Source organism: Micromonospora arida (genome assembly GCF_003857035.1).
GTDB classification, from domain to species: Bacteria; Actinomycetota; Actinomycetes; order Mycobacteriales; family Micromonosporaceae; genus Micromonospora; species Micromonospora arida.
In genome coordinates, this window is record NZ_QGSY01000168.1 from 19,217 (window position 1) to 39,168 (window position 19,952).

The 19,952-nt window shown below is 71.9% G+C and carries 21 protein-coding genes; 17 read left to right on the forward strand and 4 right to left on the reverse strand.

The window, feature by feature from the left end:
* Nucleotides 1–2: 2 nt before the first annotated feature.
* Nucleotides 3–848, reverse strand: coding sequence for an amino acid ABC transporter permease (locus DLJ58_RS14030; protein ID WP_124856525.1), 846 nt, complete (start codon nucleotides 846–848; stop codon nucleotides 3–5).
* Nucleotides 845–1,708 (reverse strand): ABC transporter substrate-binding protein, encoded by an 864-nt coding sequence (locus DLJ58_RS14035; RefSeq protein WP_124856527.1) that lies wholly within the window; start codon nucleotides 1,706–1,708, stop codon nucleotides 845–847. Before DLJ58_RS14035 ends, DLJ58_RS14030 begins: the two co-directional genes overlap by 4 nt.
* Before the next feature lie 133 nt (nucleotides 1,709–1,841).
* Between DLJ58_RS14035 and DLJ58_RS14040 the strand changes: the two genes are divergently transcribed.
* The 17 genes from DLJ58_RS14040 to argH all read left to right on the forward strand — a co-directional run bounded on the left by DLJ58_RS14040 (nucleotide 1,842) and on the right by argH (nucleotide 18,986).
* Nucleotides 1,842–2,105, forward strand: coding sequence for a phosphoribosyl-ATP diphosphatase (locus DLJ58_RS14040; RefSeq protein ID WP_030335709.1), 264 nt, complete (start codon nucleotides 1,842–1,844; stop codon nucleotides 2,103–2,105).
* 49 nt (nucleotides 2,106–2,154) lie between these two features.
* Nucleotides 2,155–3,000 (forward strand): ATP phosphoribosyltransferase, encoded by an 846-nt coding sequence (hisG, locus tag DLJ58_RS14045; protein ID WP_030488425.1) that lies wholly within the window; start codon nucleotides 2,155–2,157, stop codon nucleotides 2,998–3,000.
* A 209-nt stretch (nucleotides 3,001–3,209) separates the two neighbouring features.
* On the forward strand, nucleotides 3,210–3,683 hold the full coding sequence (locus DLJ58_RS14050) for a PH domain-containing protein (protein WP_208741083.1): 474 nt from the start codon (nucleotides 3,210–3,212) through the stop codon (nucleotides 3,681–3,683).
* A gap of 403 nt (nucleotides 3,684–4,086) precedes the next feature.
* Entirely contained in the window at nucleotides 4,087–4,737 is a 651-nt protein-coding gene (gene infC / locus DLJ58_RS14055; RefSeq protein WP_091401946.1) for a translation initiation factor IF-3, read from the forward strand.
* 20 nt (nucleotides 4,738–4,757) lie between these two features.
* Nucleotides 4,758–4,952, forward strand: coding sequence for a 50S ribosomal protein L35 (gene rpmI, locus DLJ58_RS14060; RefSeq protein WP_007458415.1), 195 nt, complete (start codon nucleotides 4,758–4,760; stop codon nucleotides 4,950–4,952).
* A 31-nt stretch (nucleotides 4,953–4,983) separates the two neighbouring features.
* Nucleotides 4,984–5,376: a 50S ribosomal protein L20 gene (rplT, locus tag DLJ58_RS14065; protein WP_030488429.1), complete on the forward strand. Its 393-nt coding sequence runs from the start codon at nucleotides 4,984–4,986 to the stop codon at nucleotides 5,374–5,376.
* A gap of 83 nt (nucleotides 5,377–5,459) precedes the next feature.
* Entirely contained in the window at nucleotides 5,460–6,257 is a 798-nt protein-coding gene (locus DLJ58_RS14070) for a TrmH family RNA methyltransferase (RefSeq protein WP_124856529.1), read from the forward strand.
* Nucleotides 6,258–6,476: 219 nt separating this feature from the next.
* Nucleotides 6,477–7,556 (forward strand): phenylalanine--tRNA ligase subunit alpha, encoded by a 1,080-nt coding sequence (gene pheS / locus DLJ58_RS14075; RefSeq protein WP_124856531.1) that lies wholly within the window; start codon nucleotides 6,477–6,479, stop codon nucleotides 7,554–7,556.
* Nucleotides 7,557–7,596: 40 nt separating this feature from the next.
* Nucleotides 7,597–10,143 carry a phenylalanine--tRNA ligase subunit beta gene (pheT, locus tag DLJ58_RS14080; RefSeq protein ID WP_124856533.1) on the forward strand — a complete coding sequence of 849 codons (2,547 nt, stop codon included), beginning with the start codon at nucleotides 7,597–7,599 and terminating at the stop codon, nucleotides 10,141–10,143.
* Nucleotides 10,144–10,329: 186 nt separating this feature from the next.
* Nucleotides 10,330–11,331 carry an N-acetyl-gamma-glutamyl-phosphate reductase gene (argC, locus tag DLJ58_RS14085; RefSeq protein WP_124856535.1) on the forward strand — a complete coding sequence of 334 codons (1,002 nt, stop codon included), beginning with the start codon at nucleotides 10,330–10,332 and terminating at the stop codon, nucleotides 11,329–11,331.
* Nucleotides 11,328–12,500, forward strand: a complete 1,173-nt coding sequence (argJ, locus tag DLJ58_RS14090) for a bifunctional glutamate N-acetyltransferase/amino-acid acetyltransferase ArgJ (protein ID WP_124856537.1) — start codon at nucleotides 11,328–11,330, stop codon at nucleotides 12,498–12,500. The genes argC and argJ overlap by 4 nt, the downstream gene beginning before the upstream one ends.
* Before the next feature lie 114 nt (nucleotides 12,501–12,614).
* Entirely contained in the window at nucleotides 12,615–13,520 is a 906-nt protein-coding gene (argB, locus tag DLJ58_RS14095; protein WP_091402003.1) for an acetylglutamate kinase, read from the forward strand.
* Nucleotides 13,517–14,746 carry an acetylornithine transaminase gene (locus DLJ58_RS14100; RefSeq protein WP_124856539.1) on the forward strand — a complete coding sequence of 410 codons (1,230 nt, stop codon included), beginning with the start codon at nucleotides 13,517–13,519 and terminating at the stop codon, nucleotides 14,744–14,746. Before argB ends, DLJ58_RS14100 begins: the two co-directional genes overlap by 4 nt.
* Nucleotides 14,743–15,726, forward strand: coding sequence for an ornithine carbamoyltransferase (gene argF, locus DLJ58_RS14105; RefSeq protein ID WP_124856541.1), 984 nt, complete (start codon nucleotides 14,743–14,745; stop codon nucleotides 15,724–15,726). The genes DLJ58_RS14100 and argF overlap by 4 nt, the downstream gene beginning before the upstream one ends.
* Nucleotides 15,723–16,238 carry an arginine repressor gene (locus DLJ58_RS14110; RefSeq protein ID WP_091402010.1) on the forward strand — a complete coding sequence of 172 codons (516 nt, stop codon included), beginning with the start codon at nucleotides 15,723–15,725 and terminating at the stop codon, nucleotides 16,236–16,238. Before argF ends, DLJ58_RS14110 begins: the two co-directional genes overlap by 4 nt.
* Nucleotides 16,235–17,446 carry an argininosuccinate synthase gene (locus tag DLJ58_RS14115; RefSeq protein WP_124856543.1) on the forward strand — a complete coding sequence of 404 codons (1,212 nt, stop codon included), beginning with the start codon at nucleotides 16,235–16,237 and terminating at the stop codon, nucleotides 17,444–17,446. The genes DLJ58_RS14110 and DLJ58_RS14115 overlap by 4 nt, the downstream gene beginning before the upstream one ends.
* A gap of 76 nt (nucleotides 17,447–17,522) precedes the next feature.
* The gene (gene argH / locus DLJ58_RS14120; protein WP_124856544.1) at nucleotides 17,523–18,986 is read left to right on the forward strand and encodes an argininosuccinate lyase; all 1,464 of its coding nucleotides are present in this window, start codon (nucleotides 17,523–17,525) and stop codon (nucleotides 18,984–18,986) included.
* 43 nt (nucleotides 18,987–19,029) lie between these two features.
* Here argH and DLJ58_RS14125 read toward each other — a convergent pair whose 3' ends face one another.
* Together DLJ58_RS14125 and DLJ58_RS14130 are read right to left on the reverse strand one after the other, a co-directional pair.
* Nucleotides 19,030–19,383 (reverse strand): MmcQ/YjbR family DNA-binding protein, encoded by a 354-nt coding sequence (locus DLJ58_RS14125; protein ID WP_091402014.1) that lies wholly within the window; start codon nucleotides 19,381–19,383, stop codon nucleotides 19,030–19,032.
* Between the two features lie 92 nt (nucleotides 19,384–19,475).
* On the reverse strand, nucleotides 19,476–19,901 hold the full coding sequence (locus tag DLJ58_RS14130) for a DNA-binding protein (protein WP_124856546.1): 426 nt from the start codon (nucleotides 19,899–19,901) through the stop codon (nucleotides 19,476–19,478).
* Between the last annotated feature and the right edge of the window lie 51 nt (nucleotides 19,902–19,952).

A 19,952-nucleotide genomic window follows, 5' to 3' on the forward strand; every position in this document is an offset into this window, starting at 1 on the left:
GGTCAGCCTCCCGACTGTCGGCGGGCCGCGCGCAGCGTCACCCAGTCGGTGACCGCGATCAGCGGGATCGCGAGCAGGACGAAGAGGACTCCCGCCACGACGTACGGCGTGTAGTTGAAGGTCTGGGCGGTGGCGATCTGCGCGGCGCGGACCGCGTCGATGGGCCCGGCGAGCGAGACCAGCCCGACGTCCTTCTGTAACGCCACCACGTCGTTGAGCAGGGGTGGCGCCACCCGGCGGACGGCCTGCGGCAGGACCACGTGCCGCATCGTCTGCCGGTAGGTCAGGCCCAACGAGCGGGCCGCGGCGAGTTGGCTGGAGTGCACCGACTCGATGCCGGCCCGGAACACCTCGGCGAGGTAGCCGCCGTAGGTGAGGACCAACGCGATCCCACCCAGCACCAGCACCGGCGGCATGCCCTGCAACCGCAGCCCCGGCACGCCGAGGGTGAGCAGGTACAGCACGATGATCAGCGGCAGGCCGCGGAAGGTGTAGGTGTAGCCGGCGGCCAGCGCGCGGACCGGGAAGAAGACCGGCCCGCGCAGCGTCCGCAGCACGGCGATCACCAGCCCGAGCAGCAGCGCGCCGACCGCACAGCAGGCCAGCAGCCGTACGTTGAGCCAGAGCCCGCTCAGCACCGTCGGCAGCGCGTCGCGGGCGATCTCCGGATCCAGGAACGACCGCCGGACCCGGTCCCAGCCCGGCGCCCCGGTCACCGCGATCACCAGCAGCGTGCCGAGCGCCGCCGTCGAGGACGCCGCGACGAGCACGCTGTAGACGGTCTGCCGACGCCGGTACGCCGACCGCCGCAGCTGCGCCTCCGAGGGCACGTGATCCAGAAGCGTCACCGCAGCTCGGCCGCCCCCGCCACCTGCGCGAGCCACTTCTGTTCCAGCTCCTTCAGCGTGCCCGCCGCGGCGAGCTGACCGACCGCCCCGCTCACGCAGGAGGTCAGTGGGGAGTTCTTGTCCAGCAGCAACCCGAACGCCTCGGGCGTACCGACCTGCGGCACCTGCCCGACGATCGTCGCGTCGGTGATCTCCGCGCCGGTGATGTAGAAGGCGGTCGGAAGATCCACCACGAGACCGTCCAACTGCCCGTTCTGAAGGGCCTTCTTGGCATCGTCGTTGCTGTTGTAGACCTGCGGCTTGGCGGTGGGCTTGATCACGTCGGTGATCGCCTGGTAGCTGGTGGTGCCGACCTGCGCGCCGAGCCGAGCGTCCCGCAGTTCGGCCAGCGACTTCCGGCCGGCGATCTTCGAGGACTTCAACGCGATGACGGTCTGCCGCACCAGGTAGTACGGCGCGGAGAAGTCGACCGCCTGCTTGCGCTCGTCGGTGATGGAGAACTGGTTGATGTCGAAGTCGAAGTCCTTCGGCCCCGGCGCGATGGCGGTGTCGAACTTGACCCGGGTCCACGTGACGTCGCCGCGGGCGTAGCCGAGCTTCTCGGCCACCGCGTACGCGACAGCGGATTCGAAGCCCTCGCCGCTGTCCGGCTTGTCCTTGGCGAACCACGGTTCGTACGCGGGCTGGTCGGTGGCGATGGTCAGCTTGCCCGGCGTACGCGTGGGCAGGCTGTCCTTGGCGCAGGACGGCGCGGCGGTGACATTGGGGGTGGGTTTCTCGTCCTGTGGCGCGCATCCGGCGGTGGCTACGACGACGGCACCGGCGAAGGTGAGCGCGAGGAGACGTGAGCGGCTGGCCATGGCGGACAGCGTAGAGCTCCATGGGCGTCGATCGACAATTGTCCCACCATGTTGGTAGGGAATTGTCCGCTTGCTGGATTTTGGCGGACCCGGACGTGGGGGGTCATCCGGGTGGCTGGAAGAATCGTTCCCCGTGAAGACGTTCGAGGAGTTGTTCGCCGAGCTGCAGGCCAAGGCCGCCGCCGGCACCCCGGGCTCGGGCACCGTCGCCGCGTTGGACAAGGGCGTGCACTTCATCGGCAAGAAGGTCGTCGAGGAGGCGGCCGAGTCGTGGATGGCCGCCGAGCACGAGGGGCCGGAGCGCACCGCCGAGGAGATCTCCCAACTGCTCTACCAGGTCCAGGTGCTGATGCTCGCCAGCGGTCTCGAGCTCAAGGACGTCTACCGACATCTGTGAGTGCCCCCACCCCTGTTGATCACCAACCGGATCCAAGGAGCACTCCGTCATGCTGCGTGTCGCCATTCCCAACAAGGGCACCCTGGCCGAACCGGCCGCACAGATGCTGCGCGAGGCGGGCTACCGCCAGCGCACCGACCCCAAGGACCTCGTCTGCCGGGACGAGGCGAACGACGTCGAATTCTTCTACCTGCGCCCGAAGGACATCGCCACCTACGTCGGCTCCGGTGACCTCGACCTCGGGATCACCGGCCGGGACCTGCTGATCGACTCGGCCGCGCCGGCCGAGGAGGTCGTCGACCTCGCCTTCGGCCGGGCCACCTTCCGCTTCGCCGCCCGCCCCGACGACATCGCCTCTGTGCAGGAGCTCGGCGGTCACCGCATCGCCACCGCGTACCCGGGGCTGGTCGAACGGCACCTCGGCGAGGTGGGCGTCAAGGCCGACGTGATCCGCCTCGACGGCGCGGTGGAGAACGCCGTACGCCTCGGTGTCGCCGACGTGATCGCGGACGTGGTGGAAACCGGCGCGACCCTGCGTCAGGCGGGCCTGGTGGTCTTCGGCGAGCCGCTGCTGCGCTCGTCGGCGGTGCTGGTCCGGCGCGCCGGCGCGCCCGCCCAACCGCAGGCCGAGCAGTTGCTGCGTCGCCTGCACGGCGTGCTGGTGGCCCGCCGTTACGTGATGCTCGCCTACGACGTGCCGGCCGGTCTGCTGGACCGGGCCAGCGGGCTCACCCCGGGCATCGAGTCGCCCACCGTGTCGCCGCTGCACCGTGAGGGCTGGGTGGCGGTGCAGGCGATGGTGCTCCGCGACGACGTGCACCGCATCATGGACGAGCTGTACGAACTGGGCGCCCGCGCCATCCTCGTCACCAACATCCACGCCTGCCGCCTCTGATCGTCGGGGCCTCGGCGCCCGGGCCCTCCCGACGGACCCGCCCCCGGCAAGATCGCGCTCGATCATTGAAGTAGTGGTCTCGATCTCGACGGAGGCCACTGGATCCTGGATCGAGCGCGATCTTGAGGCGGCTGGTGGCTGGTGGGGTAGGGGTGATGGATCGGCGGGTGGTGCGTTCGATGACCGAGTGCGGATGGCAGACTGGTGGGGTGAGTGAAACCGAGCTGGTCCGCCTGAAGCCCCGCCGCATCCGCGTGGTCTGCTGGTCGGCGGCGGTTGCCCTGGTGGTGGTGTTCGGCCTGGTCGCCACGTCGCTGAGCGGCCCGACCGGCGATGGTTACGGCAGCTTCCAGCGCGGTGACCAGATCGCCATGATCGGCCTGGGCATCTTCGGGGCGCTGGGCTTCCTGCTGTTCACCCGTCCCCGGGTGGAGGCGGACGCACGGAGCATCCGGGTCCGTAACGTCATCAGCTCCTACGAACTGCCCTGGGAGGTTGTCCGGGGCGTCCGCTTCGACCGGGGCGCGCCGTGGGCCAGCCTGGAGCTGCACGACGACGATCTGCTGCCGATGGTCGCGTTGCAGGCCGCCGACAAGGAGTTGGCCGTCGACGGGGTCCGCGCGCTGCGCCGGCTGCACGAGGCCCACCAGGCCCGCCTCGCCGAGCGCGCCGTCGGCCGCTGACCCGGCCGAACCCAGATCCTGGCGCGCGCCGCGACGTGGTGACGGCGCGGCGGCGACGCGACGCGGCGCGGCGTGGCCGCAGGTGGTGCCCGGTTTGGGGGTCGCCGGGGCGCCGGTGTAGTGTTATCGAGTCGACCAGGCTGTCTCCGCGTGCGAGCAGACAGCCTTGAAAGCGGAGCGCCTGCTCCCACCCGAGTCGCCGCTACGGTGGCCGGGTCCGGTCACCGGTTCCGGGCATGTCCCGGTCCCGGATGCGCGATCCTTGTGATCGTGCTGACCGGTCGAGCGGGCCCTGGCATGCGCCGGGGCCTTCTGCTTTTCAGGTCGGTTCCCTCCCGGGAGCCGCAGGGGTCGGCGAAGAGCAGAAACGACTCGAGGAGGCCCCATCAGCGTCGAACCACGCGTGAACGAGCAGATCCGGGCACGTGAGGTCCGACTGGTCGGCCCAGAGGGTGAGCAGGTGGGCATCGTCCCGCTGGAGCGCGCTCTTCAGCTGGCCGCGGACGTCGATCTGGACCTGGTCGAGGTTGCGCCGATGGCGCGCCCGCCGGTGTGCAAGCTCATGGACTTCGGCAAGTTCAAGTACGAGAGCGCACTCAAGGCGCGCGAAGCGCGGCGTAATCAGCAGCAGACCGTCATCAAGGAAATGAAGCTTCGGCCGAAGATCGACCCGCACGACTACGAGACCAAGAAGGGTCACGTGGTGCGGTTCCTCAAGGCGGGCGACAAGGTCAAGGTGACGATCATGTTCCGCGGTCGCGAGCAGAGCCGCCCGGAGCTGGGTTACCGGCTCCTGCGCCGGCTCGAATCCGAGATCACGGAACTGGGATACGTCGAGGCCGCTCCGAAGCAGGACGGCCGAAACATGATCATGGTTCTCGCCCCGCATCGGGCCGTCAAGGCCTCCGCGGTCGCCGCTACGGCGTCTCGCGGCGGACCTCGGGACCGGGCAGCGGACGAGTCCGCCACTCCGGAAGCCGATGAGACCGCGGCGGTCAGCGAGACCGCAGCAGCCGGTGACACCGGCCTCGCCGCCGACACCAGCGGCGAGTAACAGGGGAGAAGACGTTCCACATGCCGAAGATGAAGAGCCACACGGGTATGGGTAAGCGGGTCAAGGTGACCGGCAAGGGCAAGATCGTTGCCCAGCAGGCCGGCCTCCGCCACAACCTGGAGAAGAAGCCCTCCACCCAGACCCGCCGGCTGACCGGCACGGTCGTGCTGGCCAAGGCCGACGTCAAGCGCATCAAGAAGCTGCTCGGCCGCTGACGCGCGCCACCTTACGTAATTAGGAGTTGAGATGGCACGCGTCAAGCGGGCTGTAAACGCCCAGAAGAAGCGTCGTACCCTGCTGGAGTCCGCGAGTGGTTACCGCGGTCAGCGCTCCCGCCTGTACCGCAAGGCCAAGGAGCAGGTGCTGCACTCGATGCAGTACGCCTACCGGGACCGTCGCGACCGCAAGGGCGACTTCCGGCAGCTGTGGATTCAGCGGATCAACGCGGGTGCCCGGGCAAACGGGATGACCTACAACCGTCTGATCCAGGGCCTGCGTCTGGCCGGCATCGAGGTCGACCGCAAGATCCTGGCCGACATGGCTGTCAACGACGCCGCCTCTTTCGCGGCGATCGTCGAGCTGGCCCGGGCCGCGGTCACGGCCGAGGGCACCGGCGGCGCGGCGGCTCAGGCCGCCTGATCCCCACGCACCAGAGCGAGGCGTCTCCCGTGTCGGCACCGCCGTCCGGGGGGCGCCTCAATCGTGCCGGAGGAGCGCACATCATGGCTTTCACCCCGCGTACCCCCAGGGTTGTCGCCGCCCGCCGCCTGCAGCGCCGCCGGGACCGCGACGCCACCGGCCGTTTCCTGGCCGAGGGCCCGCAGGCGGTCCGCGAGGCACTGGCACGGCCGGGGGTGGTCACCGAACTGTTCGGTACGACCACCGCGCTCGACCGGTATCCGGAGTTGGCCGCCACGGCGGCCCGCGCCGACGTGCCGGTCTCCGAGGTGACCGACGACGCCATCGCAGCACTGGCCGAGACCGTCGCCCCGCAGGGGCTGGTGGCCGTCTGCCGGCACCTGGACGTCTCGCTGGAACAGGCGCTCGCGGGTGCGCCCCGGCTGGTGGCGGTGCTCGCCGAGATCCGCGACCCGGGCAACGCCGGCACGGTGCTGCGCACCGCCGACGCGGCCGGTGCGGGTGCGGTGATCTTCGCCGGAGACGCCGTCGACCCGTACAACGGCAAGTGTGTGCGGGCCTCGGCCGGCAGCCTCTTCCACGTCGACGTGGTGCGCGCCACCGACCCGGTCGCGGTGGTCGACGCACTGCGCGCCGCCGGGCTGTCCATCTTCGCCACCACCGGGTACGGCGACAGCGACCTGGACGACCTGACCGACTACGGCCGGCTCGTCGGGCCCACCGCCTGGTTGTTCGGTTCCGAGGCGCACGGCCTGCCCGAGGAGTTGACCGCCGCCGCCGACACCACGGTGCGGGTGCCGCTGTACGGGCGCGCGGAGAGCCTCAACCTGGCTGCCGCCGCCGCGGTCTGCCTGTACGCTTCAGCGAGAGCACAGCGCTGAGGGTGAACGCCTGCGGCGCGACTGACAGCAGGGGAGAGCGTCCGTCCATGAACGCGACACGGCGTTCGTTTAGCCAGCCCGCCGGTGTCGGCGGGCGGCGGGCCTGACCTGCTCCCTGCGCAACTCCTACCGGCGGGCTGCGGCACAGCCGCGCGTCCGTAGACTCGCCTAGCCGCCCCGGTGAGGGCTGGCGCCGCCGTGAGGGAGTGCCCGTACGCCATGAGCTACCGCAACGATCCGTACGACCCGAAGCAGGTCGCCCTGCTCGACCCCGCCGCCCTGGCCGAGGCCGTCGCGGACGCCACGAAGGCGTTCGAGGCCGCCGCCGACCCGGACGCGCTGACCGCGCTGCGCTCGGTGCACCTTGGTGACCGGTCACCGGTCTCCCTCGCGCGCCGGGAGATCGGCGCGCTGCCGCCGGCCGCGAAGTCCGACGCCGGCAAGCGGGTCAACGAGGCCCGCCGGGCGATCGAGTCCGCGTACGCCGAGCGCGCCGAGGTGGTGGAGCGCGAGCAGGCCGAGCGGGTGCTGGTCGAGGAGCGGGTGGACGTCACCCTGCCCTACGACCGGCGTCCGCGCGGCGCCCGGCACCCGTTGAGCGTCCTGATGGAGTCGATCAGCGACCTCTTCGTCGGGATGGGCTACGAGGTGGCCGAGGGGCCCGAGGTCGACCTGGAGTGGGTCAACTTCGACGCGTTGAACATCCCCGCCGACCACCCGGCGCGCGGGTTGATGGACACCTTCCACATCGCACCCGCTGCTGGCTCCGCGGGCTCGGGCCTTGTTCTACGAACGCACACCTCGACGGTGCAGACCCGCACGATGCTCAGCCGCAAGCCGCCGATCTACGTGATCGTGCCGGGCCGCGTCTACCGCACCGACGAGATCGACGCCACCCACAGCCCGGTGTTCCACCAGGCCGAGGGCCTGGTGGTCGACAAGGGCATCACGATGGCCCACCTGCGGGGCACGCTGGACCACTTCGCCCGGGCGATGTTCGGCCCGGAGGCGAAGACCCGGTGGCGGCCGCACTACTTCCCGTTCACCGAGCCGTCGGCGGAGTTCGACGTGTGGTTCCCGGAGCACCGTGACGGGCCACAGTGGGTCGAGTGGGGTGGCTGCGGCATGGTCAACCCCCGGGTGCTGCGCGCCTGCGGCGTCGACCCGGAGGTCTACTCCGGATTCGCCTTCGGCATGGGCATCGACCGGACCTTGATGGTCCGGCACGGGGTCAGCGACATCCGCCATCTCTTCGAGGGCGACGTGCGGTTCAGCCGCGCGCTCGGGACCGGGGCGTAGGCGATGCGGGTACGAGACACGGGAACGGTGGTCTGAAGTCATGCGAGTTTCTGTCAGTTGGTTGCGGGAGTACGTCGACCTCCCCGCCGACCTGCCCACCGGTGACCTGGAGCAGGCCCTGGTCGACCTCGGCATCGAGGTCGAGTCCGTGGTGGACCTGGCCGAGAGCGTCACCGGCCAACTGGTCGTCGGTGAGGTCCGCGAGATCGAGGAGCTCACCGGCTTCAAGAAGCCGATCCGGTTCTGCCGGGTCGACGTGGGTGCCGCCAACGGCACCGGCGAGCCGCAGGAGATCGTCTGCGGTGCCCGTAACTTCGCCCCGGGCGACCGGGTCGTGGTGATCCTGCCCGGCGGCGTGCTGCCCGGCGGCTTCGCCATCGGCGCCCGCAAGACGTACGGGCACAACTCGGCGGGCATGATCTGCTCGGCCAAGGAACTGGGCCTGGGCGACGACCACTCCGGCATCATCGTGCTGGGGTCGGACGTGACGGCCAAGCCGGGCGACGACGCGCGTCCCGTGGTCGGCCTCGACGACGTCGTCCTCGATCTGGAGATCACCCCTGACCGGGGGTACGCACTGAGCCTGCGCGGCCTGGCCCGGGAGCTGTCGCACGCGTTCGACGTGCCGCTGCGCGACCCGGCCCTGGCGCCGGCCCCGGTCGGCACCGAGACGCCGGCGTACCCGGTGGAGGTCCGCGACACGGTCGGCTGCGACCGGTTCACGGCCCGCCTGGTCCGCGGGGTCGACCCGACCGCGCCCACACCGTCCTGGATGCAGCAGCGGCTCGTCACCGCCGGCATCCGCAGCATCTCCCTGCCCGTCGACATCACCAACTACGTGATGCTGGAGCTGGGCCAGCCGATGCATGCCTTCGACGCCGACCGGATCGCCGGGCCGCTGGTGGTCCGCCGCGCCGAGGCGGGGGAGAAGCTGACCACCCTCGACGGGGTCAACCGGGTGCTCACCGCCGACGACATGGTGATCTGCGACGACAGTGGTCCGATCTCCCTCGCCGCGGTGATGGGCGGCGAGACCAGCGAGGTCGTCGCCGGCACCACCACGGTGCTCTTCGAGGCGGCGCACTGGGACCCGGCGATGGTCGGGCGCACCGCCCGCCGGCACAAGCTGTTCAGCGAGGCCGCGAAGCGCTGGGAGCGGGGCGTCGACCCGGCCGTGGCGCTGGTCGCGCTGGAGCGTGCCGTGCGGCTGCTCACCGAGCACGGTGGGGGCACGCCGGGCGCGGAGATCCTGGACATCGATCACGTCCGGCCGCGTACCCCGATCAGCCTTCCGGCGGACCTGCCGACCCGGCGGGTCGGCGTCGAGTACCCGCCGGCGCGGGTGGTCGCCCTGCTGGAGCGGGTCGGCTGCACGGTCGCGCAGGGCGCGGACCGGTTGTCCGAGGACCCGGGCGCGGTCGGCGTGGCCAGTGGCGTCGGGACGGTGCTGAGCGTGACCCCGCCGACCTGGCGGCCCGACCTGACCGATCCGGCCGACCTGGTCGAGGAGGTGGTCCGCCTCGACGGGTACGACAAGGTGCCGTCGGTGCTGCCGACCGCGCCCCCCGGTCGTGGTCTGACCCCCCGGCAGCGTCGCCGCCGGGCGGTCGCGAACTCGCTGGCGGAGCGGGGGTACGTGGAGGTGCTCGCGCACCCGTTCGTGTCGCCGGAGCTGGCCGACCAGCTCGGCCTGCCGGCCGACGACCCGCGTCGGCCCGCGGTGGGGCTGGCCAACCCGCTGTCCGAGGAGGAGCCGCTGCTGCGCACCACGCTGCTCGGCCCGCTGCTCGGCATCCTCAAGCGCAACCTCGGCCGGGGTCACCGCGACCTCGCCCTCTACGAGATCGGTGCGGTCTTCCACCCGCGCGTCGGCGCCGGCAGCCCGCCGGCGATGGGCGTGGACCGGCGGCCCACGGACGAGGAGTTCGCGGCCGCCGACGCGGTGGTGCCGGCGCAGCCGGTGCACGTCGCGGTGGTGCTCACCGGGGACATCGACCCCGCCGGCTGGTGGGGGCCGGGCCGGCCGGCCGGCTGGGCGGACGCGATCGAGGCGGCCCGGGACGTGCTGGCCGCCGCCGGGATCCCCGACGAGCGGGTCGAGGTGCGTGCCGCCGAGTACGCCCCGTGGCACCCGGGCCGCTGCGCCGAGCTGCGGGTCGACGGCTCTGTCGTCGGACACGCCGGCGAGCTGCACCCGGTGGTGGTAGCGGCGTTGGAGCTGCCCCGCCGCACCAGCGCGATGGAGCTGAACCTCGACACGCTGCCGCCGACCCCGGTGACGCCCGCGCCGACGGTCTCCGGCTTCCCGCCGGCGCTGATCGACGTGGCCCTGGTGGTGGACGACTCGGTTCCGGCGGAGCAGGTGCGCCGGGCGCTGGAGGCGGGCGCCGGTGAGCTGCTGGAGGACGTGCGGCTGTTCGACGTGTACTCCGGCGCGCAGCTCGGCGAGGGGCGCCGGTCGTTGGCGTACAAGCTGACCTTCCGGGCACCGGACCGGACGCTGACCGTCGAGGAGGCGGTCGCGGCACGAGACGCGGCGGTCGCCGTCGCGGCGGAACGCCTCGGCGCCACCCTGCGCGGCGCCTGACGGAGCCCACTCCCGCGATCTTGCATTTCGTGTTGCCGATACGCACCTTTTCGTCGGTTGTGCAGGGGCGGCAAGTGCAAGATCGCGGAGTGGGCGGGGTTCACATCATCATGCACTCGGCTGCATGAATTTGCACTCGTGAGTCGTCCTTGTTAATCTTCGCTGCATAGTCATGCGGAGGTGAGTATGGGGATCCGAGTCGCGGTCGCCGGAGCGAGCGGGTACGCCGGTGGTGAGCTGCTGCGCCTGATCGCCGGGCACCCGGAGTTCGACCTTGTCGCCGCCACCGCACACAGCCAGGCCGGGCACCGCGTCGACGTGGTGCACCCGCAGCTCACCGGGCTCGACCTGGTGCTCGCCGAGACCGATCCGACGATCCTGGCCGACGCGGACCTGGTCTTCCTGGCCCTGCCGCACGGCCAGTCGGCGGCCCTCGCGGCCCAGCTTCCGGCCGAGGTGCGCATCGTCGACCTGGGCGCCGATCACCGGCTCGCCGACCCGTACGCCTGGGCGCAGTACTACGGCGGCACGCACGCCGGGCAGTGGACCTACGGCCTGCCCGAGTTGCCCGGCCAGCGGGAGCTGATCGCCGACTCCACCCGGGTGGCGAACACCGGCTGCTACGCCGCCGCGATCACCCTGGCGCTCGCGCCGCTGATCGCCGACGGCGCGGCCAACCCCGCCGACGTCGTGGTGGTCGCCTCCTCCGGCACCTCCGGCGCCGGCCGGGCGGCCAAGGCGCACCTGTTGGCCAGCGAGGTGATGGGCGACCTGTCGCCGTACCGGGTGGGCACCCACCAGCACGTCCCGGAGATCAAGCAGGCCACCGGCGCGACCGGGCTGTCGTTCACCCCGGTCCTGGCGCCGATGCCGCGCGGCATCCTGGCCACCGTCACCGCGGCGCCGGCGCGCGGCGTCGACCCGCAGGAGGTGCTGGCCCGGGCGTACGCGGACGCGCCGTTCGTGCACGTGCTGCCGGAGGGCCGCTGGCCGCACACCGCCGCGACCCTGGGCTCCAACTCATGTCACCTACAGGCCACCGTCGACGTCGACTCGGGTCGTCTGATCGTGCTCAGCGCGTTGGACAACCTGGGCAAGGGCGCGGCCGGTCAGGCCGTACAGAACGCCAACCTGATGCTCGGCCTGCCGGAGACGACGGGCCTGTCGATATGGGGAGTCACCCCTTGAGCGTCACCACCCCTCGGGGGTTCCGGGCGGCCGGTGTGGCCGCCGGCCTCAAGACCAGCGGCGGCGCGGACGTCGCCCTGGTGGTCAACGACGGCCCGGACGCCGGAGTGGCCGGTGTCTTCACCACCAACCGGGTCAAGGCCGCGCCGGTGCTCTGGACCCAGCAGGTCGTGCAGGGCGGTGTGGTCCGCGCCGTGGTGCTCAACTCCGGTGGCGCCAACGCCTGCACCGGCCCGGCGGGCTTCCAGGACACGCACGCCACCGCCGAGCACACCGCCGCGGCGCTGACCTCGGTCAGCCCACGGCTGATCCTCGGCGCCGGTGAGGTCGCGGTCTGCTCGACCGGCCTGATCGGTGAGCGGCTGCCAATGCCGAAGCTGCTGCCAGGCGTCCGCTCGGCGATCCGTGGGCTGTCCCGCAACGGTGGCCCGGCCGCCGCCGAGGCGATCATGACCACCGACACCCGGCCGAAGACCACTGTGGCCCGGGGGAGTGGCTGGACGGTCGGCGGCATGGCCAAGGGCGCCGGGATGCTCGCGCCCGGGATGGCCACCATGCTCTGCGTGTTGACCACCGACGCGGTGGCTGGGCCGGCGACGCTGGACGAGGCGTTGCGGGCGGCCACCCGGGTCAGCTTCGACCGGGTCGACTCCGACGGCTGCATGTCCACCAACGACACGGTGCTGCTGCTGGCCAGCGGCGCGAGCGGCATCGAGCCGACGCCGGCCGAGCTGGCTGCCGCCGTCACCGCGGCCTGTCACGACCTGGCCCAGCAGTTGGTGGCCGACGCCGAGGGTGCCACCAAGCAGATCGCCATCGACGTGGTCGGCGCGGCGGACGAGGACGAGGCGGTTGAGGTCGGCCGTACGGTGGCCCGCAACAACCTGGTCAAGACGGCGTTGTTCGGCAACGACCCCAACTGGGGTCGGATCCTCGCCGCCGTCGGCACCACCGCCGCCGCGTTCGAGCCGGACGAGGTGGACGTGGCGGTCAACGGGGTGTGGGTGTGCCGGGGCGGCGCCGCCGCCGAGGACCGGTCGAAGGTCGACCTGACCGGGCGGGACGTGACCATCCGGATCGACCTGCACGCGGGTACGTCGGCCGCCACGATCTGGACCAACGACCTGTCCCACGCGTACGTGCACGAGAACTCGGCCTACTCCACGTGAGCGCGAGGAACGCAGCGCAGCGGAGTCCCGCAGTCGCGAACGGAAGGCGGGCGCGGTGAGCGCGAGGAACGCAGCGCAGCGGAGTCCCGCAGTCGCGAACGAAAGGCCGGCGACATGAGTCTCAGCAGCGATTTGGCCCGCGCCCAGGTCAAGGCGGAGACGTTGATCGAGGCGCTGCCCTGGTTGGCACGCTTCACCGGCTCGACGGTCGTGGTCAAGTACGGCGGCAACGCGATGACCGATCCGGAGTTGCAGCGGGCGTTCGCGGCCGACATGGTCTTCCTGCGCTACGCCGGCCTGAAGCCCGTGGTGGTGCACGGCGGCGGTCCGCAGATCTCCGCCATGCTGGGTCGCCTCGGCATCGCCAGCGAGTTCCGGGGTGGTCTGCGGGTGACCACCGCCGAGGCGATGGACGTGGTCCGGATGGTGCTGGTCGGTCAGGTGGGCCGGGAGCTGGTGGGCCTGATCAACTCGCACGGTCCGTACGCCGTCGGCCTCTCGGGTGAGGACGCCCGGCTGTTCACAGCGGTGCGGCGTCCGGCGTACGTGGACGGGGTGCCGGTCGACGTGGGCCAGGTCGGGGACGTCGAGTCGGTCGACGTGTCCGCGGTGACCGATCTGATCGAGGCCGGTCGGATTCCGGTGATCTCCACGGTGGCGCCGGACGTGGAGGGTGTGCTGCACAACCTCAACGCGGACACCGCCGCCGCGGCGCTGGCCATCGCGTTGCGGGCCCGCAAGCTGGTCGTGCTCACCGATGTGGCCGGCCTGTACGCGGACTGGCCGGACACCACCAGCCTGGTTTCCGAGATCGCCGCGGACGACCTGGCCAAGCTGCTGCCCAGCCTGGAGTCGGGGATGGTGCCGAAGATGGAGGCCTGTCTGCGGGCGGTGCGTGGGGGAGTACCCGCCGCGCACGTGGTCGACGGCCGGGTGGCGCACTCCACGTTGCTTGAGGTGTTCACCTCGGAAGGGTTCGGAACGATGGTGGTGCCGGGAGACGGGACGGACGCGACATGAGCACGTTGGCGCAGCGGTGGAAGCAGTCCATGATGGACAACTACGGCACGCCGCCGATGGCGTTGGTCTCCGGTCACGGTGCCGTCGTGGTCGACGACGCCGGCCGGGAGTACCTGGACCTGGTGGGTGGCATCGCGGTCAACGCCCTCGGTCACGCCCACCCGGCGGTGGTGGCGGCGGTGTCGAAGCAGGTCGCGACCCTTGGGCACGTCTCCAACCTGTACGTGGCCGAGCCGCCGGTCGCCCTCGCCGAGCTGCTGTTGGCGCTCGCCGGCCGACCGGGCCGGGTGTTCTTCGCCAACTCGGGCGCGGAGGCGAACGAAGCGGCGTTCAAGCTCTCCCGGCGCACCGGCCGCACCCACGTGGTGGCCACCAGGGGAGGCTTCCACGGCCGCACCATGGGCGCCCTCGCGCTGACCGGCCAACCGGCCAAGGCCGACCCGTTCCGGCCGCTGCCCGGCGAGGTGACCCACGTCGACTACGGCGATGTCGCCGCCCTCGAAGCGGCCGTCTCCGAGGCCACCGCCATGGTGATCCTCGAACCCGTCCAGGGTGAGAACGGTGTGCTGGTCCCGCCGGCCGGCTATCTCGCCGCGGCCCGGCGGATCACCGCCCGGCACGGCGCGCTGCTGGTCCTCGACGAGGTGCAGACCGGCGTCGGGCGCACCGGGCACTGGTTCGCGCACCAGGCCGAGGGTGTGGAGCCGGACGTGGTCACCCTGGCCAAGGGGTTGGGTGGCGGGCTGCCGATCGGCGCGACGCTGGCCTTCGGCCCCGCCGCGGACCTGCTCACCCCCGGCTCGCACGGCACCACGTTCGGCGGTAACCCGGTCAGTTGCGCGGCGGCGCTCGCCGTGGTGGCGACCATCGCCAACGAGGGCCTGCTCGACAGCGTCAAGCGGGTCGGTGAGCGGCTGCGTCGCGGCATCGAGGCGCTGGGTCACCCGCTGATCGCCGAAGTGCGCGGGTCCGGTCTGCTGCTCGGTGTGGCGCTCACCGCGCCGGTGTCGTCGGTGCTGGCCGAGGCGCTGCGGGAAGCCGGCTTCCTGGTCAACCCGGTGCAGCCGGGTGTGATCCGGCTGGCCCCACCGCTGATCCTCACCGCTGCCCAGGCGGACACCTTCCTCGCGGCACTGCCCGCCGCACTGGACGCGACCGCTCCGGCCGCCGCCGGCGCGCAGACCGCGCCAGCCACAGTGACCACCACGACGGGGACGACTCGATGACCCGGCACTTCCTGCGCGACGACGACCTCTCGCCGGCCGAACAGTCCGCGGTCCTCGACCTGGCGGCGCGGATGAAGGCGGACCGGTTCGGCCACCGGCCGCTGGTCGGCCCCCGCTCGGTGGCGGTGCTCTTCGACAAGCAGAGCCTGCGGACCAGGATCTCGTTCGACGCCGGCATCGCCGAGCTGGGCGGGCACCCCCTGGTGGTGGACACGCAGGTCACCCACTTCGGTCGTGGTGAGTCGCTCGCCGACGCGGGGCGGGTGCTGTCCCGCTACGTCGCGGCGATCGTGCTGCGGACCCACGGTGACGAGCGGATCGCCGAGGTGGCGGCGGGCGCCACCGTGCCGGTGGTCAACGCGCTCACCGACGGTTTCCACCCGTGCCAACTGCTGGCCGACCTGCTCACCATCCGGGAGCGGTGCGGTGGCACGGCCGGGCGCACCCTGGCGTACGTGGGGGACGGCGCGAACAACATGGCGCAGTCGTACCTGCTGGCCGGGGCGACCGCCGGGATGCACGTGCGGATCGCCGGCCCGGCCGGGTTCGCGCCGGACGCGGCAGTGGTGGAACGGGCCGCCCGGATCGGCGCGGAGACCGGCGGGTCGGTGCGGGTGCTGACCGACCCGGCCCAGGCGGTACGCGACGCCGACGTGCTGGCCACCGACACCTGGACGTCGATGGGGCAGGAGTCCGACGGGTTGGACCGGATCACCCCGTTCCTGCCGTACCAGGTCAACAAGGAGCTGCTCGGTCAGGCCGCACCGGACGCGATCGTGCTGCACTGCCTGCCCGCACACCGCGGCGAGGAGATCACCGACGAGGTGCTCGACGGCCCGCAGAGCGCGGTCTTCGACCAGGCGGAGAACCGGCTGCACGCGCAGAAGGCGCTGCTGACGTTCCTGCTGGGAACCGCGACGGGGGGTGCCGCGACCGGCGACACCGCGACCGGCGACACCGCCACCGGGGGGCCGCGATGACCGCGCCGCTGACTCGCGCGGCCCGGCACGCCCGGATCGTGGAGCTGATCCGCGACCGGTCGATCCGGTCGCAGACCGAACTGGCCGACCTGCTCGCCGCCGACGGCGTGGGTGTCACCCAGGCCACCCTCTCGCGGGACCTGGAGGAGTTGGGCGCGGTCAAGGTGCGCGGCGGCGACGGCCCGGCCGTCTACCTGATCCCCGAGGACGGGCAGCGGCCGTTGCGCGACGCCGAGGCCGCGCCGGCCCGGCTGGTACGGCTGCTGCGCGAACTGCTCAACGGGGTCGACTCCAGCGGCAACATCGCCGTGCTGCGCACACCGCCGGGCGCAGCCCAGTACCTGGCCAGCGCGTTGGACCGGGCGGGCCTGCCAGAGATCGTCGGCACCATCGCCGGCGACGACACCATCCTCGTCGTGGCCCGGGAGGCCGTCGGCGGGGCCGCACTCGGAGACAAGCTCGCCGGCTGGGCCCGCCGGGAAGACACCGCTGAAGGGAACACCACGTCATGACCGATCGGGTCGTGCTCGCGTACTCCGGCGGGTTGGACACCTCCGTCGCCATTCCGTACCTGTCCGAGCAGACCGGCGCCGAGGTGATCGCGGTCGCGGTCGACGTCGGGCAGGGCGGTGAGGATCTCGACGCCATCCGGCAGCGTGCCCTGGACTGCGGCGCCGCCGAGTCCGAGGTGGTGGACGCGCGCGACGAGTTCGCTGCCGACTACTGCCTGCCGGCGATCCGGGCCAACGCGCTCTACATGGACCGCTACCCCCTGGTGTCGGCGCTGTCCCGGCCGCTGATCGTCAAGCACCTGGTGGCGGCGGCGCGCAAGCACGGCGGCACGATCGTGTCGCACGGCTGCACCGGCAAGGGCAACGACCAGGTCCGGTTCGAGGTGGGTCTGAACGCGCTGGCCCCCGACCTGAAGATCATCGCGCCGGCCCGGGACTTCGCCTGGACCCGGGACAAGGCGATCGCCTTCGCCGAGGAGAAGGGGCTGCCGATCGACGTGTCGGCCAAGTCGCCGTACTCGATCGACCAGAACCTGTGGGGGCGCGCGGTGGAGACCGGCTTCCTGGAGGACATCTGGAACGCCCCCGTCGAGGACCTCTACTCATACACCTCCGACCCGGCCCAGGAGCGCGACCCCGACGAGGTCGTGATCACTTTCGACGGCGGCGTGCCGGTGGCGATCGACGGTGAGACGGTCACCCCGTACCAGGCGATCCTGGAGCTCAACCGGTGCGCCGGCGCTCAGGGCGTGGGCCGGCTCGACATGGTCGAGGACCGCCTGGTCGGCATCAAGAGCCGAGAGGTGTACGAGGCGCCCGGCGCGATCGCGCTGATCACCGCCCACCAGGAGCTGGAGGCGGTGACCGTCGAGCGGGACCTGGCCCGGTTCAAGAAGGGCGTCGACCAGCGCTGGGGCGAACTCGTCTACGACGGGCTGTGGTTCTCGCCGCTGAAGGACTCGCTGGACGCGTTCATCGACGACGCGCAGCGGCACGTGAGCGGCGAGGTACGGATGATCCTGCACGGCGGCCGGGCCACGGTGACCGGCCGGCGCTCCGAGGCGAGCCTCTACGACTTCCAGATGGCCACCTACGACACCGGCGACACCTTCGACCAGTCCCTGGCCAAGGGCTTCGTGCAGCTGTGGGGGCTGCCGAGCCGGATGGCCGCCGCTCGGGACGCCCGGTTGGGCGGTGACGGCCAGTGACACGTGTGAGCGCGGAGACTGAACAAGCGCGGCGAGCGGGCCCCGCAGTCGCGAGCGAGAGGCAACCAACGCAATGATGGGCGACGTGGACGACAAGAGCCTGACCGAGAACAGCGCCGCCACCAACCGGACGAGCCTCTGGGGTGGCCGGTTCGCGGGTGGCCCCGCCGAGGCGCTCGCCCGACTGTCGGTGAGCGTGCAGTTCGACTGGCGCCTGGCCCCGTACGACATCGCCGGTTCCCGGGCGCACGCCCGGGTCCTCGCCGGCGCCGGCCTGCTCGATCCGGAGGAACTGGGCCGGATGCTGGCCGCGCTGGACGACCTGGAGGCGGCCTGCGCCTCCGGAACGTTCCGCCCCACCATCGACGACGAGGACGTGCACACCGCGCTGGAGCGTGGTCTGCTGGAGCGTCTCGGCAGCCTCGGTGGCAAGCTGCGCGCCGGCCGGTCCCGCAACGACCAGGTCGCCACCGACCTGCGGCTCTACCTGCGCGATCACGCCCGGGGTGTGGCCAGCCGCCTGGTCGAGTTGGCGGAGGCGCTGGTCGAGCAGGCGGAGCGGCACATCGACACCGCCGCGCCGGGCATGACCCACCTCCAGCACGCCCAGCCGGTCACCTTCGGGCACTGGCTGCTCGCCCACGTGCAGCCACTGCTGCGCGATCTGGAGCGGCTGCGCGACTGGGACCACCGGGCGGCGATCAGCCCGCTCGGCGCGGGTGCCCTGGCCGGTTCCGGGCTCCCCCTGGACCCGGTGGCCGTGGCCAAGGAGCTGGGCTTCCGTACGTCGTTCGCCAACTCGATGGACGCCGTAGCCGACCGGGACTTCGTGGCCGAGTTCCTCTTCACCACCGCCCTGATCGGGGTGCACCTGTCCCGGCTCGGCGAGGAGGTGGTGCTCTGGACCTCACACGAGTTCGGCTGGGTGGAGCTGGACGACTCCTTCGCCACCGGCTCGTCGATCATGCCGCAGAAGAAGAACGCGGACATCGCCGAGTTGGCCCGGGGCAAGTCCGGGCGTCTGGTCGGCGGCCTGATGACAGTGCTCACCATGCTCAAGGGCCTGCCGATGACCTACGACCGGGACATGCAGGAGGACAAGGAGCCGGCCTTCGACGCGGTCGACACCCTGGAGCTGCTGCTTCCGGCCCTGGCGGGAATGATCTCCACGATGACGGTCCGGGTGGACCGCCTCGTCGCCGCCGCCCCGGTCGGCTTCTCCCTCGCCACCGAGGTCGCCGACTGGCTGGTCCGACGCAACGTGCCGTTCCGCGACGCGCACGAGATCACCGGCCAGTTGGTGGCGCTCTGCGCGGCTCGGGAGTGCGAGCTGAACGACGTCTCCGACGAGGACCTGGCCGCGATCAGCGGGCACCTCGACCCGTCGGTGCGCGACGTGCTGTCGGTCCGTTCGGCTCTCGCTGCCCGGACCACGCCCGGTTCCACCGGCCCCGGCCCGGTCGCCGACCAGCTCGCCGCCGCGGCGGACCGGCTGGCCAGCTGGCGGGAGTGGGCCTCCGAGCGGGTCGTTCCGCGCTGACCTGTGCCGTGGCGTCGGCGCTGGCCGTCGGCGCCGCGGCGGTTCAGGCCGTCGGGCGCTCCCGCTTGGGGAGCTTGGCCACCACCATGTCGTACGACGAGTCGACCGCCTCGGTCAGCTCCTCGTCGTCGATCCCGCCGTCCAGGCGCAGCGTGTTCCACCCGGACCGGCCGATGTAGGGCATCACGCTGGCGTCGCCGGGGTGTCGGTGCAGCCACTCGTCGGCCACCTCCCGGGTCGGCCCGCACTTGATGCCGACCGTCGGCTTGCCGCTGTCGCTGCCGAGGAACGCGAAGATCCGGCCGCCCACCTTCACCACCTCGTCGCCCTCCCACGGTTGGTCCAGCCACGCTCCCGGCTTGGCCAGGCAGTACGCCAGCATCTCCGCGCGCTCCATGGGTGCCTCCTCGTCGTGCGCACAGTGTGCCCGCCCAACCGCCGTCGCAGGCGCGGCGTGCCGATCCGGGCGTCGGTTCGGGGGGCGCCGGTTCAGGCGGTCTGCTCGGCGGAGCGGGCGGCAACCCGTTCGTAGCGCTGCCGGGCCGCCTGCGCGCTGCCCAGCCCCAGCCCGTACGCGATCGCCTGCCAGGTCAGCCCCCGGTCGCGGGCCAGCGTCAGCAGGCCGGCCTCCAGGGCGTCCAGCTCGGCGCGGACGTGGGGGAGCAGGGTCAGCGCGGCGGTCAGGTCGGCGGCGTCGATCGGCTCCTCGGCGGGTTCGCGTTCGGCCCCGCCGGCGGCCAGCGCGGTGACCAGGGCGACCGCCTCCCACGGGTCCAGCACGTAGGGGTGGGCCCAGCGGCCCCGCTGGGTGTCGGTGCCGGCGTGCCGCTCGCTGATCCGCTGTAACGCCTCGTACGTCCGGTGGGCGCGGGCTCGGCCCGGGTCCGGTGCGGTGAAGATGTCCTCGGTCGTCATACCCCGAGCACACCGCATGAACGCCAGGTTGTCAACACAATGTTGATGCGC